Origin of the sequence: Clostridium sp. 2218st1_F5_2218SCRN_220325, from assembly GCF_039062665.1 — a bacterium.
Classification (GTDB): domain Bacteria; phylum Bacillota; class Clostridia; order Peptostreptococcales; family Peptostreptococcaceae; genus Intestinibacter.
Window position 1 is genome coordinate 32839 of sequence record NZ_JBCLNH010000013.1, and the last position, 16718, is coordinate 49556.

The window sequence follows — 16718 nt, forward strand, 5'->3', positions numbered from 1 at the left end:
TTAAATTAGTATTAGTAATTTATAAAATAAAAATACAATGAAGAGAAGTAGTAAAATATTTATATGACTTTACAGAGAAAAGGAAATGGTGAGAACCTTTAAGTACAGGATATTTGAAGCAGTCTTGGAGTAGCAATTCGGAGCTTAGTATGAATTGCCGGTAGTTACGTTATAGCTAAGGTTTTCCGAAGATGCCACTTTTTAGTGGTAATTAGGGTGGTACCGCGAATATACCTCGCCCCTATAATTTATTTATAGGCGTGAGGTTTTTTTTATGAAAATAATATTTGAAAATTTTAGGAGGTAATGCAATATGAAAAAAATGGGTTGCAACGAGATTAGAAAATCTTTTACAGATTTCTTCGAATCTAAAGGACATTATGTAGGTAAGAGTTCATCTTTAATACCAAAAAACGATAAAAGTTTATTATTAATAAACTCAGGGATGGCTCCACTTAAAAACTATTTCTCAGGAGTTGAAGTTCCACCAAGAAATAGAATGAGTACAGTTCAAAAATGTATAAGAACGGGAGATATAGAAAACGTAGGTAAAACTGCAAGACACGGTACATTCTTCGAAATGATGGGTAACTTCTCATTTGGAGATTACTTCAAAGAAGATGCTATAAAATGGGCTTGGGAATTCGTAACTAAACATTTAGAAATACCAGAAGAAAAAATATGGGCTACAGTATACTTAAATGACGATGAAGCTCGTGACTTATGGTTAAAATACTCAACTATACCACAAGAAAGAATAGTTAGATTAGGAAAAGACGATAACTTCTGGGAAATAGGATTAGGACCATGTGGACCTTGTTCAGAATTATACTATGACAGAGGTGAAGAATACGGATGTGATAATCCAGATTGTAAACCAGGATGTGACTGTGATAGATACTTAGAATTCTGGAACTTAGTTTTCACTCAATTTGATAGACAAGAAGATGGAAGTTATCCAGAACTTGCTCATAAAAATATAGATACAGGTATGGGTCTTGAAAGAATAGGTTGTATAATGCAAGGTGTTGACAATATATTCGAAGTTGACACTATAAGAGCTATAATAGATGAAATAGAAAAAATATCAGGTGTTAAATACGGTTCAGATGCTAAAAGTGATGTATCAATAAGAATAATAACTGACCACATAAGAGCAACAAGCTTTATGATAGCTGATGGAATACTTCCATCAAACGAAGGTCGTGGATATGTTCTTAGAAGATTATTAAGAAGAGCTGCAAGACACGGTAAATTATTAGGAATAAAAGAAGATTACTTATACAACTTATTTGATGTAGTTAAAGAAGTAAGTGGAGAAGCTTATCCAGAACTTATAGAAAAAGAAGGTTACATCAAAAAAGTTATAAAAATAGAAGAAGAAAAATTCAATGAAACTATAGACCAAGGTAGTGAAATACTAAACGGATATATAAAAGAATTAAAAGCAAACAACGAAAGTACATTAGCTGGAGAAAAAGTATTCAAATTATACGATACTTATGGATTCCCAATGGACTTAACTCAAGAAATATTAGAAGAAGTTGGATTTGATTTAGATGAAGAAGGATTCAACGCAGAAATGGATAAACAAAGAGAAAGAGCTAGAAGTGCAAGAGGAAATATGGAAGGTGAAAGCTGGAAAGAAGATCCACTTTCTACATTAGACGCTTCAGTAGCATCTACTTTTGAAGGATATAAACATTTATCTACTACAGGAGTTGTAACTGCTATAGTTAAAGGTGACGAAATAGTAGACACTATAACTGAAGGTGATGAAGCAGTAATAGTACTTGATAGAACTACTTTCTATGCTGAAGGTGGGGGACAAGTAGGTGACTCTGGTATATTAGAAAACGAAAATGCATTATTTGAAGTAATAACTACTAAAAAAGGTGCAAACAATACAATAAAACACATAGGTGTTGTTAAAAAAGGTAGCATAAATACTAAAGATGCATTAAAATCATTAGTAAATAGAGAAATAAGAATGGCATCAGCTAGAAACCATTCAGCTACACACTTATTACACAAAGCTTTAAAAGAAACTTTAGGAGAACATGTTAACCAAGCTGGTTCATTAGTAACTCCAGATAGATTAAGATTCGATATAACTCACTTTGAGCCAATATCAAAAGAAGAGTTAGATATAATAGAAAGAAAAGTAAATGACGTTATTTTACAATCTCTTGATATAGAATGTGAAGTAATGGGAATAAACGAAGCTAAAGAAAAAGGGGCAATGGCTCTATTTGGTGAAAAATATGGAAATGAAGTAAGAGTTGTATCTATGGGAGATTATTCTATAGAACTTTGTGGTGGTACTCACTTAACAAACACTTCTCAAGTAGGATTATTTAAAATATTATCTGAAGGTGGAGTAGCAGCTGGAGTAAGAAGAATAGAAGCTATTACAGGAAGAAGCGTATATGAATACTTAAATTCAAGAGCTGAATTAATCGAAGAAGCATGCTCTGCATTAAAAACTAAAGAAGATAACTTAGTAAATAGAGCACAAGCTATAGTAGAAGAAAATAAATCTTTAGCAAAAGAACTTCATGAAGTAAAAGCTAAAATGAGTTTACAATCAGCTGACAAACTTATGGATTCAAAAGTTGATATAAATGGAGTAAGCTTACTTACTGCAAAATTTGAAGATATGGATATGAATTCATTAAAAGAAATGGCAGATAATTTAAGAGATAAATTACAAAGCGGTGTAGTAGCTATCTCTAATGTTAGTGATTCTAAAGTTAACTTCGTAGTTACAGCAACTAAAGATGTTATAGAAAAAGGAATTCACAGTGGAAACATAGTAAAAGAAATAGCACAAATTGCAGGCGGTAAAGGTGGCGGAAGACCTAACATGGCTCAAGCTGGAGCAACTGACGCTACAAAAATAGATGAAGCTCTAAGCTATGCTTGTGAGGTTATAAAAAGCCAAATAAAATAATAGTCTATAAATAACCAAAAGCTCTTATATAATTTGAGCTTTTGGGGATTTTAACTAATGGAGGGCTTTAAGTATGGATAGAAATTTAGATTACACAATGAAATTTGAGGGTATATCAGAAGAAAAACTGAGCATAAAAGAAACTTTACAATATGTTTATGAAGCATTAGAAGAAAAGAAACGTTATGACCCTATTGACCAAATTATAGGATATATACTTTCTGGGGACTCAAGCTATATAACAAGCAATAGAAATGCAAGAAGCATAATAAAAAAATACGAAAGAGATGAGTTATTAAAAGAACTATTAAAAAGCTATCTATCAAAAGAATAGAACAGCTTACCTTACAAGGTAGGATAGAAAGAGGTTGACTTAATGAAGAAAAAATTAATATCACTTTTATTATCACTAATGGTAATTTTAAGTTTTTCTATGTCTAGTGTATATGCTGACACCAACCAACAGGGAAAAATAATATATATTAGTTTAAATAGAACAAGCTTAGAACATTTACTTGAGATACCTATAATACAAAAAAAGACATCTGATAGTGGTTATGTTGCCCTTATGACTACTCGTGGTGATGGATCAAACAGTGATCAAAAATCTTTTGCAAGTATAGGTGCAGGTGTAAGAGCTAATGTTTTAGACCAAGATTATACAATATTTGAATCTTTAGATAAGGATGGAAAGGAACAATTTAAAGCTGTAACAGGCGCAACTCCTTGGGCTATCAATAATCTAAGAATAAATAGAGATTTAAATCAAAACTCTGATTATGGAAGTTATGGTGCAACTCTTGGTACTTTAGGAACAACATTAAACGAAAATGCTTTAAAAGTTGCGCTTCTTGGAAATAGTGATATAATCAAAAACGGTGAACTTAAAAAGATAAGAAATTTAGCTTTAACATGTATGGATAAGTATGGTAGGGTTAAATCTGGAAATGTCGACAACATAAATAAAAATGATAATACTATGCCATATGGTATCTCAACTGACTATGAAAAACTAAAAAAAGAGACAAAAAAATATTATGAAAACAGTGATATTACTTTTGTTGAACTTGGAGATACATACAGATTAGATGAGTTTAGAAAAAATCTAAACGAAAATACTTACAAATCTATGCAAGACGAAATATATAAAAGAGTTAGCGATTACTTGACAGAAGTCTTTGATATGGTAGGTGAAAATGATACTGTATATATAGTAAGTGAATTCCAAAGTAACTTAGATAATCTAAATAAAAGAAGATTAGCGCCAGTTATGAAGTTTACAAAAGACGGATATGGCCTATTAGAATCAGCTACAACTAGAAATAACGGTATAGTGAGTAATATCGATATAGGTGTAGATATTTTAAATGAATTTGGAATAAAAAATGAGTTAATGATAGGAAAAGCATTTAAAACTGTACAAGCTGAAAATGGAATCGAAAAACTTACAAATGACTTTAAGAGAATTGTCTCAATAAACAGCATAAGAGCATCAGTTGTAAACACTTATGTAGGAATAGTATCTGCATCATGGGTTATAGCTATGATAGCATTATTATTTAAAAATAAAATACCTAAAAAAGAAAAAGGTCTAGGTAGAGACCAAATATTTAAAATTCTAAAAGAGTTTATAAAATTAGGACTTATAATGCCGTTAGCATTTTTAACTGCACCAATATTCCAATTTAAAACTCAAACTGGATTAGTAACAGGAGTATTAATAGCAACAATTATCTACTACGTAATAGGATCTACAGTATTTAAAAAGGATGATATTAAACAAATGGGATTCTATGCGTTTTTAACAATAGGATTGATTATACTTGACTGTATAATAGGAACTCCACTTATGAAGAGCAATATAATGAGTTATGATGCTATAAATGGAGCTAGATATTATGGCGTAGGTAACGAATATGAAGGTGTTACTATCGCAAGTGCTGTATTTGCATTAGCTGTTTTATTAAACTACAAAAAAATACCTAAATGGTTAGCAGTCGTATTATCTATAATTATACTAGTTACTAGTGCGATGCCTTCAATGGGAGCAAATGTTGGAGGGGCTATATCAGAATGTGTAGCTTATTTATTATTTATACTTCTTATATTTGATGTTAAGTTAGACTTAAAGAAAATAATTATGATAGGAGTAGCTACAGTATTAGTTGTTGTAGCATTTGCAGGATTAGATTTCTTAATGGGAAGTGAATCTCATTTATCAGTATTTACTAATCAAATAATTCAAGAAGGTCCAGCAGCTATAATCAATACATTTGGAAGAAAAATACAAATGAATATGAAGTTAGCTAAATCAAGTGTATGGGTAAATATACTAATTGTAAGTATTGTTATAATTGGAGCTCTTATATTTAAACCATCTGGATACTTCAAAAAAATCCATGACAGATATCCTATGATATTTAAAGGATTTATGGCTTCATTTGTAGGATGTATAGTAACATTACTAGTAAATGATTCAGGAATAGTAGCTGCATCTACAGCGGCGATTTATATACTAATTCCTCTTATAATAATTAGTATTAATATGAGTTTATTTGATAAAAATAAAGATACAGAATAAATTTTTCTGAAAATCAAAAATTAGTCAGGATTAACCTGACTAATTTTTTTAAGACAAAGCTAAACTAAATATACGAATAATTAATTGATTAAGGAGAACAATATGTTAGATGGAAGAATAATGGGCCTAGATATAGGTGACAAGACAATAGGAGTTGCTGTAAGTGATATAATGGGTATAACAGCACAAGGTGTAAAAACTATAAGAAGAGAGTCTAAGAAAAAAGACATCGAAGAATTAAAAAACATAATAAAAGAAAGACAAGTAAATAAAATTGTATCAGGTCTTCCAAAAAATATGAATGGTACTTTAGGACCACAAGGAGAAAAAGTTTTAAAATTCTGTGATTTAATAAAAGAAGAAACAGGATTAGAAATTGATTTTTGGGATGAAAGATTGACAACAGTAGCAGCAGAAAGATCTCTTATAGAAGGTGATGTAAGCCGTAAAAAGAGAAAAAAAGTAATAGATATGTTAGCTGCAGTAATAATATTACAAGGTTATTTAGATAGCAAGTCAAAATTTTAAATTATATTAAATAAAATATGTTAAAATTTCTATTTATGATATATAATTATATATCATGATAAAAAATGAAAAATTATATCAATAAATTTATTTATAAAAGGAGAAAGACATGAACGAAATGAACGAAAATATAATAACATTATTAGATGAAGATGGACAAGAGGTTCAATTTGAAGTATGCTTAACTTTAGAAGCAGAAGGGAAAGAATACGCTATATTATTACCATTAGATGAAGAATCTTATGACGATGATGAAGATGTAGCATTAGTATTTAGAATTGATTCTGATGAAAATGGAGATATATTAGTTCCATTAGAAGATGAAGAAGAATATCAAATAGTTGTTGATGTTTACAATACATTAATGGATGAAGAAGGATTAAATGACGACCAATTCTAATTGAGAATTGATTACAAATGGGGGGCTTATGCTCCTCATTTTTTGTTTTAAATAAGATTTAATATCAAAAAATAAATATCTTCAATAGTTGAAATTACTTGAATTATCAGAAGTTAAAATCAAATGAAACGTTGACAAAATAAATAAAATATCGTAAAATAATTAAAAGAGATTATCAGTTGAAAATAGGTGAGTTTATGAAAGAATCAATAGAAAGCATAAAAGGTAGACTTAAGGAAACTGGTTTTAAAATTACACCACAGAGAAGGGCTATATTAGAAATACTATTAGAAAATGACGATAAACATTTAAGTAGTGAAGAGATATATGACATGGTAAGAGTTTCTTGTCCAGAAATAGGACTAGCAACCGTTTATAGAACAATACAACTTTTAAGTGAAGTAGGGTTACTTTCTAAATTAAATTTAGATGATGGATGCATAAGATATGAAATACGTCTTAATAAAGACGAAAAACATAATCATCATCACTTAATATGCGAAAAATGTGGTAGGATTATAGAAACAAAAGAGGATTTATTAGATGGAATAGAAGAGTTAATCCGTCAACAATATAAATTCAATGTTACAGACCATGATATTAAGTTTTTCGGAATATGTGAAGATTGTCAAAAAATATAAGTCCTGAACGGGGCTTATATTTTTTGAAAATAAAATATAAACTAATAAATTAAAAACATACAACTTAAAAATTTTTTAGAGTAATTTTAGAATAAATAATTTTTTATTTTTATAGATTAAAGATTTTATTGATTGAAATTTAAATGATTATAAGTCTTGTCATAATAATTAGAGAAATGTATTACGATTATGGGTTAAAATATCTTCGAATTTATGATACAATAAAATCAGCTGGTAAAAGTGTACGTGATTTAATATTATTTTTTTTTGTAAATTTAAAATTGAATAGACAGAGGAGAGGATGCAATTGTTTAAGAAAAACACCAACAAGATAAAGGTGATGGCTTTAGGTGGTCTTAACGAGATAGGTAAAAACATGACTTTAATCGAATACAAAGACGAGATAATTGTAATCGATGCAGGTCTTAGTTTCCCAGAAGACGAGATGCTAGGGGTGGATATCGTTATACCAGATATCACTTACCTACTTCAAAACCGCGACAAGATTAAAGGTATTTTTATAACACACGGTCATGAGGATCATATAGGAGCTCTTCCATACATCCTAAAGAAAATCGATGTACCTGTATATGGGACGATGCTTAGTATAGGATTAATACAAGTTAAATTAAAGGAGCATAAATTAAGTACAGCTAAATTAAATGTAGTTACTCCTAGACAAATAATTAAACTTGCAAATATGAGCGTTGAGTTTATTAAAAACAACCATAGTATACCAGGGGCATGTTCTATAGCAGTTCATACAGACCAAGGTATTATATACCATACAGGGGATTTCAAAATAGATTTAACTCCAATCGATGGAGATATTATGGACTTACATAGAATATGCGAATTAGGTCAAGAAGGAGTACTTTTATTACTAGCAGATAGTACTAATGTTGAAAGACCTGGATATACTATGTCAGAGAGAACAGTAGGAGCTGGACTAGATGATTTATTTAGAAGAGCTGGTGATAGTAGAATAATAGTAGCAACATTCTCTTCTAATATACACAGACTACAACAAATAATAGATATGGCTAAAAAATGCAACAGAAAAGTAGCTATATCAGGTAGATCTATGGTTAACGTGATAGGTGTTGCTAGAGAATTGGGGTATTTAGATATAGAAGATGAAATGTTAGTTGATTTAAACGATATATCTAAATATAATGATAGTGAGCTTGTAATTATAACTACAGGGACTCAAGGAGAGCCTATGTCTGCACTTGCGAGAATGGCAAGTAGCGAACACAAAAAAGTAGAAATTAAAGCTGGGGATTTAGTAATAATATCAGCTCATCCAATACCAGGAAATGAAAAATTAATTTCAAAAGTTATAAATTTATTATTCGAAAAAGGTGCAAGAGTAGTATACAACGATATCGCTGATATACACGTTTCTGGTCATGCATCTCAAGAAGAATTAAAATTAATAAATGTTATGGCAAAACCTAAATTCTTTATGCCAGTGCATGGTGAGTACAGAATGTTAAAAAGACATTCTGAGCTAGCTCAAGAAGTGGGAATGCCAGCAGAAAATATATTTGTAATGCAAACAGGCCAAGTTCTAGAATTAGATAAAAATTCTGCGAAAGTTACTACTACAGTTCCAATAGGAAATGTTTTAGTAGATGGTTTAGGTGTTGGAGATGTTGGAAATATAGTTTTAAGAGATAGAAAACATCTATCAGAAGATGGATTAATGATAGTTGTTGTAACTATTTCAAAAGAAGACGGAAAAGTTTTAGCAGGTCCAGATATAATCTCAAGAGGATTTGTATATGTTAGAGAATCAGAAGATCTAATGGATGGAGCAAAAACTGTAATAAAAGACGTCTTAAATGAATGTGAAGAAAAAAATATAAAAGAATGGGCTTATTTAAAAAATAATATAAAAGAAAATCTTAAAGAATATCTGTACACAAAAACTAAGAGAAATCCAATGATATTACCGATCATAATGGAAGTATAGAAATAGATTAAAGGGATGCTAATTTTTAGCATCCCTTTTTGCTTGCCAATAATACACTAATTATAAATTTCTGATTTTGGAAAATATACTATATATAGAATAATCATTTGAAGAGGTGACATTATGAAGAAATTTATAGGCGTATTTTTAGCAATAATACTTATTATTAGCCAAAGTACTCTAGTATTTGCAGATAACAATTCAGCCAACTTAAATCTAAAGTGTAAATCTGCTGTCCTTATGGATGTTACAAGTGGACAAGTCTTATATGAAAAAGATTGTCACGAAAAACTACCTCCTGCTAGTGTAACAAAAGTTATGACTATGCTACTTATATGTGAAGCTATAGAAAGTGGAAAAATAAAATTGACAGATGAGGTTACAATAAGCGAGACTGCATCTTCAATGGGCGGAAGTCAAATTTTCTTAGAACCAAATGAAACTCAAACTGTAGATACACTTTTAAAAGGAATAGCTGTAGCGTCAGCAAACGATGCTTGTGTAGCTATGGCTGAATATATAGGTGGCAGTGTAGAAGAATTTGTGGATATGATGAATAATAAAGCAAAAGAACTTGGAATGAAGGATACAAATTTCGTTAACACAAATGGATTGCCAGTAGATAACCACTATACATCAGCATATGATATAGCACTTATGTCGAGAGAGTTATTAAAACATCAAATGATAGAAAAATATTTAACTACATGGATGGATAGCGTTGTTGTAGGTAAAAAACAAGCGAAAATAGGTCTTGCTAATACAAATAAGATGATAAAATACTACAATGGTGCAACAGGAGTAAAAACTGGATTTACAGGGGCTGCAAAATACTGTGTATCAGCATCTGCAAAACGAGGCAAAACTCACCTTGTTGCAGTCGTATTGAGAGGAGAAACTTCTCAAGAGCGATTTAAAGATGCATCTACACTTTTAGATTATGGATTTGCAAATTATGAAAGTATAAAAATATGCTCTAAAGATGAAAAACTATATACATTAAAAATGAGAAAAGCAGATGAAGAAAATATCGATTTAGTGGCAAAAGATGATTTAGGAATATTAATTAAAAAAGGAGATTCTAAAGAATTTACTAAAAAGATAAAAATAAACGACGATATAAAACTTCCTATAAAAAAAGGAACTGTATTAGGAAAAGCTATGATTTATCAAGATAATAAATTAGTAGATGAAGTAGAACTTGTAAACAATAAGCCTATAGAAAAAGCAAGTTACTTACAAATGTTAAAACGACTAGCAGAAAATATACTTTAATAAAAAATAAATATATTTTAAAAGAATAAAAAATCCTCTTTATGATAAAAATCTATTTTAGATAAATATCACAGAGAGGATTTTTTAATTCTGATGAAATTATATAGTATCTGTTGTGTGAATAATATATAATTTCCAAGTTATTAACTAAAGCAACCTAATCTCTAATTCGTTGGCGCCATGAACGTAGTGAATTTTTTTATAATGTATATATATTATATATTTTAAATTGTATTTATAATTAAGGTTTTTAAGAAGATTTCAGTTTATTATAAAATATAATAGAATAATTAAATTACTATTTATATTTAAATTATTTTGATTAAAGATATTATTATTGTTATAATAATATTATTATCTAAAAAATGACTAGGAGAGAAATTTAAATGAATTATTTAAGTAGTATTTTAGTATCTCTAGTAGGTATAGTATTTGCAATGACAATACATGAATTTGGTCATGCATTTGCAGCGTATTTACTAGGTGATGATACAGCTAAAAGAGCAGGAAGAATGACTATTAATCCATCTAGACATGTCGATTTAGTAGGTTTAATAATGCTTATGATATTCCATTTTGGATGGGCAAAACCAGTGCCAGTAAATCCAAATAATTTTAAAAATTATAGGGTTGGAAATTGTATAGTTTCATTAGCTGGGGCTTTTGGAAACTTAGTAGGTGCAATAATTTGTGCTATGATTGTAAAATATAGTACTATGTATTCTATTTCATTAATAGCAGCTACAGCACTAAACTATAACCTATGGTTTGCTGCATTTAACTTACTTCCAGTTCCTCCACTTGATGGATGGGGCGTTATTTCTAGTTTTTTACCTTATAAATTTAGAGAATTTGAAATTAAATATGAAAATGTAGGATATATAGTATTAATTGTATTATTATTTACAAATTTAAGTTCTTATATAACATCTCCATTAGTAAATATATTCTGGTCTATCGTGAGAAGCGTAACACACGTTATATAGATGAAATACAGCATACATTTAAACGTATATGACGGTCCACTAGATTTACTTTGTGATATGATATCTAAACAAAAGATAGATATCAAGGATATTTCTATAATCGAAATTACAAAACAGTATCTAGCATATATAAATATGTTAGAATCTATGGACTTAGAAGTTACAAGTGATTTTATTACTATGGCTACTAAGCTATTAGAAATAAAATCAAAGTATCTACTGTTTTCACAAAGAGATTTAGACGAAGAAGAAGACCCAAGACTTGAACTGATGGAGCAATTAAAAGAATATAAGAAATATAAAAAAGCTAGTGAAGTGATAAAAGACAATGTAGATTATTTAAATCAACCATATTACAGAACTAGAGAAGAAGTAATAATAGATGATAAGATGGATTTAAGCGAAATATCTATCGAATCTATAAAATCTATACTTCCATATATATTTAAGGTAAAAAATGTTGAAGAAGAAACTAAAAAAGATGAAAGATTAAATAAAATAGTAAGAGGAAAAATAATATCTGTTGAAGAAAAGATAGAATATATACAAAATATATTAACTACCGCAGATAAAATAAGCTTTAACAATATAATAAAAGATAATACAAAAGATGAAGTGATAGCTACATTTTTATCACTACTTGAGCTTATAAAAGCTAAGGAAATAGTTGTAGTACAAGAAAACTTCTTTGAAGATATTATTATTAAAAAGAATTTGGAGAATTAATATGAGCAGAAGTGAAATAAAATCTATTATAGAATCAATAATGTTTGCATATGGAGAACCAATAAGTATAAAGGAATTAAATTATGCCATTAATGAAGAACTTTCTCCAAAAGAAATAGAATATATGTTAAATTTATTGAAAGATGAATATGAACAACAAAATCGAGGTATACAAATTATAAAGCTAGAAGATAGATACCAAATGTGTACTAATAAAGATTTTACTCCATACATAAAAAAAGTGTTGGAACCAAAACGAAAAAAGACTTTAAGTCAAGCAACATTGGAGTCATTGACTATAATTGCATACAAACAACCTATAACAAAGGTTGAGATTGAAAATATAAGAGGTGTAAAATGTGATAAAGTTTTACAAACTCTACTTGAAAATTCTTTAATAAGAGAAGCTGGTAGACTAAATAAAATAGGAAAACCTATAATATATAGAACTACAGATGAATTTTTAAAGCTTTTACATATTGAAAAGTTAGAAGATTTACCTCCAATTGAAGAATTTGAAGAAAATATAGATTAGATCTTTTAGGGGGAATCAATATGAAAAATATAAGTTTATCGATAGTAATAGGGGCGATAATGTGTATAGCAAGTATTTTATTTGGAATTAATACAATAAATTCAGGCAATATACTTAAAGGGGTATTGTGGATGGTTGCAGCTTTATGTTGGGCATCCTTTGTAAGAAATATCTTTAGAAAAAACAACAAGCAAAATAATAGACAAAATAATAAATAAAGAAATCTTTATCATAAAGATCCTTAAAGAAATTAAAAAAGGGCTGTCGCACTAAGAAATAGGGCGATGCCCTTTTTGTATAATAATTGTATGACCAAACACAATACTATACAAGTAGATTATACTATTTCAGAAAATAATTATCAATTAAAATCATTATTAAATATTGATTCTTTAATACCAAAAGATGATTCTGTGAGGTGTTGTTAAGTCAAATTATAGAGGAGATGAATTTAGAAAAATTATATCAGATTTATTCTCGTATTCGAGGAAATTCAGTAACCCCAAGACAACTTTTGAAAATTATAATATACGCAAATATGAATAATATTTACTCATCTAGAAAAATTGAAACTTCGTGTAAAAGGGATATTAATTTTATGTATCTTTTAGGCGGAGCCTCCGCTCCAGACCATTCAACAATTGCAAGATTTCGTAGTATTCATTTTGCACCAGTATGCGAAAGCCTAATGGCTCAATTTACAAAAATAAGATTAAAAAGTATCATTTGAAAAAACTTTTAAAAAGCTTAAACACTTATCAATTAAAGAAAATATAGTTTTTGTCCATGGTAAAGGAAGAAGGAAATCACTTATTCAAAAGGCTATAGAAAAATTAAATGAATATATTAATCGATTGAAAAAATATACTAAAGATTTATACATAATGGGTCAAAGAAATAGCTATTCAAAAACAGATAAAGATGCAACATTTATGCGAATGAAAGAAGACCATATGAGAAATGGACAACTTAAACCAGCATATAATGTTCAATTTGGTGTTGATTCTGAATATATAGTTTGGGCAAGTGTTGGACCTCAAACTACAGATACAACAACCTTAATACCTTTTTTAAAATCAATCGAAAAACATACTGGATTTAAGTATTCTAAAGTAATAGCAGATTCAGGATATGAAAGCGAAGAAAATTATGTATTTTTAGAAGATAATCAGCAATTATCTTTTCTAAAGACATCTGATTATGAAATTAAAAAAACAAAAAAGTATAGAAATGATATTGGCAGAAAAGAAAATATGATTTACTGCGAAAAAGATGATTATTACATTTGTAAAAATAATAAAAAGTTATACGTAAGTGGAACAATTAATAGAAAATCAAAAACTGAATATAAAAGTAAAATAACTTGTTACACTTGTGAAGATTGTAGTAATTGTGAATATAAGAAAAAGTGTATTAAAGGAAACAATAGTAAAATACCTATTGAGCAAAGAACTAAAAATCTACAAGTATCTAAATTATTTCATAAAAAACAAAAAGAAAACTTAGAGAGAATTACTAATCCCGAAGGGCGTAAATTAAGAATGAATAGAATCATACAAGCGGAAGGAGCTTTCGCTCAAGTGAAACAAAATATGCAATTTAAAAGATTTTTAAGTCGTGGTAATAAAAATGTACTTTCTGATGGTGTATATTTTTATATTTTAAAAGTAAATTTCCCTTATAAAACACTAAAAAATACATTAAATTTAAGTTAAAAAAAGGCTACCGCAGAACGAATTTTTTATTGTTCGTGCGACATCCCCTTTTTGTTTATCATTATTCCTCATCTTCGCCAAATGTATCGTAATAAAGCGCTTTTATTTCTTCATCAGATTTCTCTTGTAAAGAATCTGAAATATCCTTGTGTGCAATTATAAGATAGTAGTTGATTAATTCATCTGCCATTATAGATATATCCATTTTGTCCTCCTATAGTCATTATTAGAAATTTAAATAAAAGTTATTTATAAGGTGATTGTAGCACATATTATCTTTAAAATATATTTAAAAATAATATATTAAAAAATATACTGTAAAATTTAAAATAAATTAGTATTTTATATGAAAAAAGGGAATAGTAATAATGATTAAGAAGAAAGTTGCAAAGAGGTGTAAAATGGACATTATAAGAGAAGCGACAAAACTAAAAAAAATAGCTTTATCAATAGCTAAAACTAAAGGAATAAGCAATTTAGAAGCATGGCCTGAAGCTATTTCAATTTATAAATTAAAATACGAAAATTATTTTGAATAAACTATGATTTATAAATTAAACTTTATATTAAAAGTACGGCGTAAAATAAACTCACGACGATCTCCTTAAATTTAAAAGGAATACCAAAGTAATTCATTTTGGTATTCCTTTTTATATCATAAATCATATTGATTAAATTTACTATTTGTAAACATCTAAAACAGCTTCTTTTAAAACTTCCCCTATAGCATCATTTATAACTAAAGAAGCATCATTATCATATCCAGTAGAACTTTTATTAATTAAAACCATATCTTTTCCTCTATAATAATTTATAAAGCTAGCAGCGGGATAAACAACAAGAGAAGTCCCTCCTATAATAAGTAAATCAGCAGAACTTATAGCTCTTATAGCGCCTTCAATAGTGGCATTATCTAATCCTTCTTCATATAAAACGACATCAGGCTTTACAACACCGCCACATTTATCACAATGAGGAATATTTCCATCAAGAGCAAGCATAGAATCCAAGTCAAAGAATTTATGACATTTTGTGCAGTAATTTCTATGTACAGAACCGTGAAGTTCATAAACAGTTTTACTTCCAGCCATTTGATGAAGTCCATCTATATTTTGAGTTACAATTGCTTTTAATTTGCCCATTTCTTCAAGTTTTGAAAGTGCCTTATGGGCATTATTGGGCTTTGCATCTTGATATATTAATTTATCTTTATAGAATTTAAAAAATTCTTCAGGATAGTTCACAAAGAAAGTATGTGAAACTAATTGTTCAGGAGTGAAGTTTTTATTTAACTTTTGACTAAATAATCCAGAAGAACTTCGAAAATCAGGAATATTTGATTCGGTAGATACTCCTGCTCCACCAAAGAAAACTATATTGTCACTTTTTTCTATTAGTTCTTTTAATTTGTCTATTTTATCATTCATTTTTTGACCTCCTAAATTAATCTATAATTATATAATATCAAATTATCAGATATTTATAAATAATTGAATGATTTGTTGTATTTAAAAATATTTAAAATTTTAGTTATATTTTATTGATATTTAGCCATTAGAGGTCTATATAAGATATTTAGCTGATTTGAGGGTTGTAACATTATTTACCACAAGAGGAATACATAGATTTAAATTGTAAATAAAGGAATATGCAATTATAATGTATATGTGTTGGAGTAGAAAATAAAGGGAAGGAGATATATATTAGAATATGAATAAGAAAACAATTATAACTAGTATGGCTGTTTTACAGCTTTTTGCAGGAACAATTAATGCACAATCAAATCAAGGTATAGTTACAGCCACTTCATTAAATGTAAGAAGCGGACCAGCGACATCTTATACAACTAAATTTATAGTAAATAAAGGTGATAATGTTACAGTGGAGGATTCTGCTGATGGATGGTACAAGATAACAACTAAAGATGGTAAAAATGGTTGGGCTAGTTCTAAGTATATACAAACAAGTCAAAATACAACAACTACTAAAGTAGTTTCTATTTCTTCATTAAATATGAGAAGTGGTCCATCTACAAGTTATAGCATAATAGAGGTTTTAACTAAAGATACACAGGTAGAAGTTATATCTGTAGAAGATGGTTGGGCAAAAATAAAATACAACTCAAAGACAGGATATGTTTCAAATCAATATCTAAGTGATAAAAAAGTTGAAGAAGTTACACAAATAAAATATGTAAATGCAACAACATTAAACGTAAGAAGTGGACCAAGTACAACTTATAGCATAATAGATACATTAAAACAAGATGCTAAAGTAGAAGTTATATCAATAGAAAATAATTGGGCAAAAATAAAACACAATAATGAGATAGGATATGTTTCAGCAGAATATCTAAGTGATAAAAAAGTTGAAACTATACAAATAAAATATGTAAATGCA

At 28.6% G+C, this 16718-nt stretch carries 18 protein-coding genes and 1 other annotated feature; of the genes, 16 read left to right on the top strand and 2 right to left on the bottom strand.

Going from position 1 to position 16718, the window contains the following annotated elements; translation table 11 throughout:
• Positions 1-28 precede the first annotated feature (28 nt).
• Positions 29-246 (top strand) — a binding site (T-box leader).
• A gap of 67 nt (positions 247-313) precedes the next feature.
• The 14 genes from alaS to ABCM86_RS08935 all read left to right on the top strand — a co-directional run bounded on the left by alaS (position 314) and on the right by ABCM86_RS08935 (position 14318).
• Entirely contained in the window at positions 314-2953 is a 2640-nt protein-coding gene (gene alaS / locus ABCM86_RS08870; protein ID WP_343003860.1) for an alanine--tRNA ligase, read from the top strand.
• Positions 2954-3026: 73 nt separating this feature from the next.
• Positions 3027-3287, top strand: a complete 261-nt coding sequence (locus ABCM86_RS08875) for an IreB family regulatory phosphoprotein (protein ID WP_195929098.1) — start codon at positions 3027-3029, stop codon at positions 3285-3287.
• Positions 3288-3329: 42 nt separating this feature from the next.
• Positions 3330-5534 carry a hypothetical protein gene (locus tag ABCM86_RS08880; protein WP_343003861.1) on the top strand — a complete coding sequence of 735 codons (2205 nt, stop codon included), beginning with the start codon at positions 3330-3332 and terminating at the stop codon, positions 5532-5534.
• Between the two features lie 102 nt (positions 5535-5636).
• A complete protein-coding gene (ruvX, locus tag ABCM86_RS08885) occupies positions 5637-6062 on the top strand; it encodes a Holliday junction resolvase RuvX (protein WP_195929102.1) in 426 nt (141 codons plus the stop codon).
• Positions 6063-6171: 109 nt separating this feature from the next.
• A complete protein-coding gene (locus ABCM86_RS08890; RefSeq protein ID WP_330593176.1) occupies positions 6172-6462 on the top strand; it encodes a DUF1292 domain-containing protein in 291 nt (96 codons plus the stop codon).
• A gap of 197 nt (positions 6463-6659) precedes the next feature.
• A complete protein-coding gene (locus ABCM86_RS08895; RefSeq protein WP_195929104.1) occupies positions 6660-7103 on the top strand; it encodes a Fur family transcriptional regulator in 444 nt (147 codons plus the stop codon).
• Positions 7104-7404: 301 nt separating this feature from the next.
• Positions 7405-9081, top strand: coding sequence for a ribonuclease J (locus ABCM86_RS08900; RefSeq protein WP_195929106.1), 1677 nt, complete (start codon positions 7405-7407; stop codon positions 9079-9081).
• A gap of 123 nt (positions 9082-9204) precedes the next feature.
• Entirely contained in the window at positions 9205-10356 is a 1152-nt protein-coding gene (locus ABCM86_RS08905) for a D-alanyl-D-alanine carboxypeptidase family protein (RefSeq protein WP_195929108.1), read from the top strand.
• A gap of 386 nt (positions 10357-10742) precedes the next feature.
• On the top strand, positions 10743-11342 hold the full coding sequence (locus ABCM86_RS08910; protein WP_195931754.1) for a site-2 protease family protein: 600 nt from the start codon (positions 10743-10745) through the stop codon (positions 11340-11342).
• Positions 11343-12068: a segregation/condensation protein A gene (locus tag ABCM86_RS08915; protein WP_195931755.1), complete on the top strand. Its 726-nt coding sequence runs from the start codon at positions 11343-11345 to the stop codon at positions 12066-12068.
• A gap of 1 nt (position 12069) precedes the next feature.
• A complete protein-coding gene (scpB, locus tag ABCM86_RS08920; protein ID WP_343003862.1) occupies positions 12070-12603 on the top strand; it encodes an SMC-Scp complex subunit ScpB in 534 nt (177 codons plus the stop codon).
• Between the two features lie 20 nt (positions 12604-12623).
• Positions 12624-12821 carry a hypothetical protein gene (locus tag ABCM86_RS08925; protein ID WP_295572653.1) on the top strand — a complete coding sequence of 66 codons (198 nt, stop codon included), beginning with the start codon at positions 12624-12626 and terminating at the stop codon, positions 12819-12821.
• 320 nt (positions 12822-13141) lie between these two features.
• Complete coding sequence (locus ABCM86_RS08930) at positions 13142-13333, top strand: transposase (protein ID WP_295572699.1); 192 nt, start codon at positions 13142-13144, stop codon at positions 13331-13333.
• A gap of 154 nt (positions 13334-13487) precedes the next feature.
• Positions 13488-14318 carry a transposase gene (locus ABCM86_RS08935; protein WP_343003863.1) on the top strand — a complete coding sequence of 277 codons (831 nt, stop codon included), beginning with the start codon at positions 13488-13490 and terminating at the stop codon, positions 14316-14318.
• 61 nt (positions 14319-14379) lie between these two features.
• Here the strand turns inward: ABCM86_RS08935 and ABCM86_RS08940 are convergent, their stop codons facing one another.
• Positions 14380-14523 (bottom strand): hypothetical protein, encoded by a 144-nt coding sequence (locus ABCM86_RS08940; RefSeq protein WP_022072466.1) that lies wholly within the window; start codon positions 14521-14523, stop codon positions 14380-14382.
• Between the two features lie 163 nt (positions 14524-14686).
• Here ABCM86_RS08940 and ABCM86_RS08945 point away from each other — a divergent pair, with 163 nt between their 5' ends.
• The gene (locus ABCM86_RS08945) at positions 14687-14857 is read left to right on the top strand and encodes a hypothetical protein (protein ID WP_195930233.1); all 171 of its coding nucleotides are present in this window, start codon (positions 14687-14689) and stop codon (positions 14855-14857) included.
• 141 nt (positions 14858-14998) lie between these two features.
• On the opposite strand, the gene ABCM86_RS08950 is transcribed toward ABCM86_RS08945, so the two are convergent.
• Positions 14999-15745 (bottom strand): NAD-dependent protein deacylase, encoded by a 747-nt coding sequence (locus ABCM86_RS08950; protein WP_343003864.1) that lies wholly within the window; start codon positions 15743-15745, stop codon positions 14999-15001.
• Positions 15746-16028: 283 nt separating this feature from the next.
• Between ABCM86_RS08950 and ABCM86_RS08955 the strand changes: the two genes are divergently transcribed.
• Positions 16029-16718 (top strand): SH3 domain-containing protein (locus ABCM86_RS08955; RefSeq protein WP_343003865.1); only part of this gene is annotated, 690 nt, incomplete at its 3' end.

Bases quoted from the DNA above. Each gene is read 5' to 3' on its own strand.
- alaS (WP_343003860.1), top strand. From the start codon at position 314: ATGAAAAAAATGGGTTGCAACGAGATTAGAAAATCTTTTACAGATTTC.
- ABCM86_RS08875 (WP_195929098.1), top strand. From the start codon at position 3,027: ATGGATAGAAATTTAGATTACACAATGAAATTTGAGGGTATATCAGAA.
- ABCM86_RS08880 (WP_343003861.1), top strand. From the start codon at position 3,330: ATGAAGAAAAAATTAATATCACTTTTATTATCACTAATGGTAATTTTA.
- ruvX (WP_195929102.1), top strand. From the start codon at position 5,637: ATGTTAGATGGAAGAATAATGGGCCTAGATATAGGTGACAAGACAATA.
- ABCM86_RS08890 (WP_330593176.1), top strand. From the start codon at position 6,172: ATGAACGAAATGAACGAAAATATAATAACATTATTAGATGAAGATGGA.
- ABCM86_RS08895 (WP_195929104.1), top strand. From the start codon at position 6,660: ATGAAAGAATCAATAGAAAGCATAAAAGGTAGACTTAAGGAAACTGGT.
- ABCM86_RS08900 (WP_195929106.1), top strand. From the start codon at position 7,405: ATGCAATTGTTTAAGAAAAACACCAACAAGATAAAGGTGATGGCTTTA.
- ABCM86_RS08905 (WP_195929108.1), top strand. From the start codon at position 9,205: ATGAAGAAATTTATAGGCGTATTTTTAGCAATAATACTTATTATTAGC.
- ABCM86_RS08910 (WP_195931754.1), top strand. From the start codon at position 10,743: ATGAATTATTTAAGTAGTATTTTAGTATCTCTAGTAGGTATAGTATTT.
- ABCM86_RS08915 (WP_195931755.1), top strand. From the start codon at position 11,343: ATGAAATACAGCATACATTTAAACGTATATGACGGTCCACTAGATTTA.
- scpB (WP_343003862.1), top strand. From the start codon at position 12,070: ATGAGCAGAAGTGAAATAAAATCTATTATAGAATCAATAATGTTTGCA.
- ABCM86_RS08925 (WP_295572653.1), top strand. From the start codon at position 12,624: ATGAAAAATATAAGTTTATCGATAGTAATAGGGGCGATAATGTGTATA.
- ABCM86_RS08930 (WP_295572699.1), top strand. From the start codon at position 13,142: ATGAATAATATTTACTCATCTAGAAAAATTGAAACTTCGTGTAAAAGG.
- ABCM86_RS08935 (WP_343003863.1), top strand. From the start codon at position 13,488: ATGGGTCAAAGAAATAGCTATTCAAAAACAGATAAAGATGCAACATTT.
- ABCM86_RS08940 (WP_022072466.1), bottom strand. From the start codon at position 14,523: ATGGATATATCTATAATGGCAGATGAATTAATCAACTACTATCTTATA.
- ABCM86_RS08945 (WP_195930233.1), top strand. From the start codon at position 14,687: ATGATTAAGAAGAAAGTTGCAAAGAGGTGTAAAATGGACATTATAAGA.
- ABCM86_RS08950 (WP_343003864.1), bottom strand. From the start codon at position 15,745: ATGAATGATAAAATAGACAAATTAAAAGAACTAATAGAAAAAAGTGAC.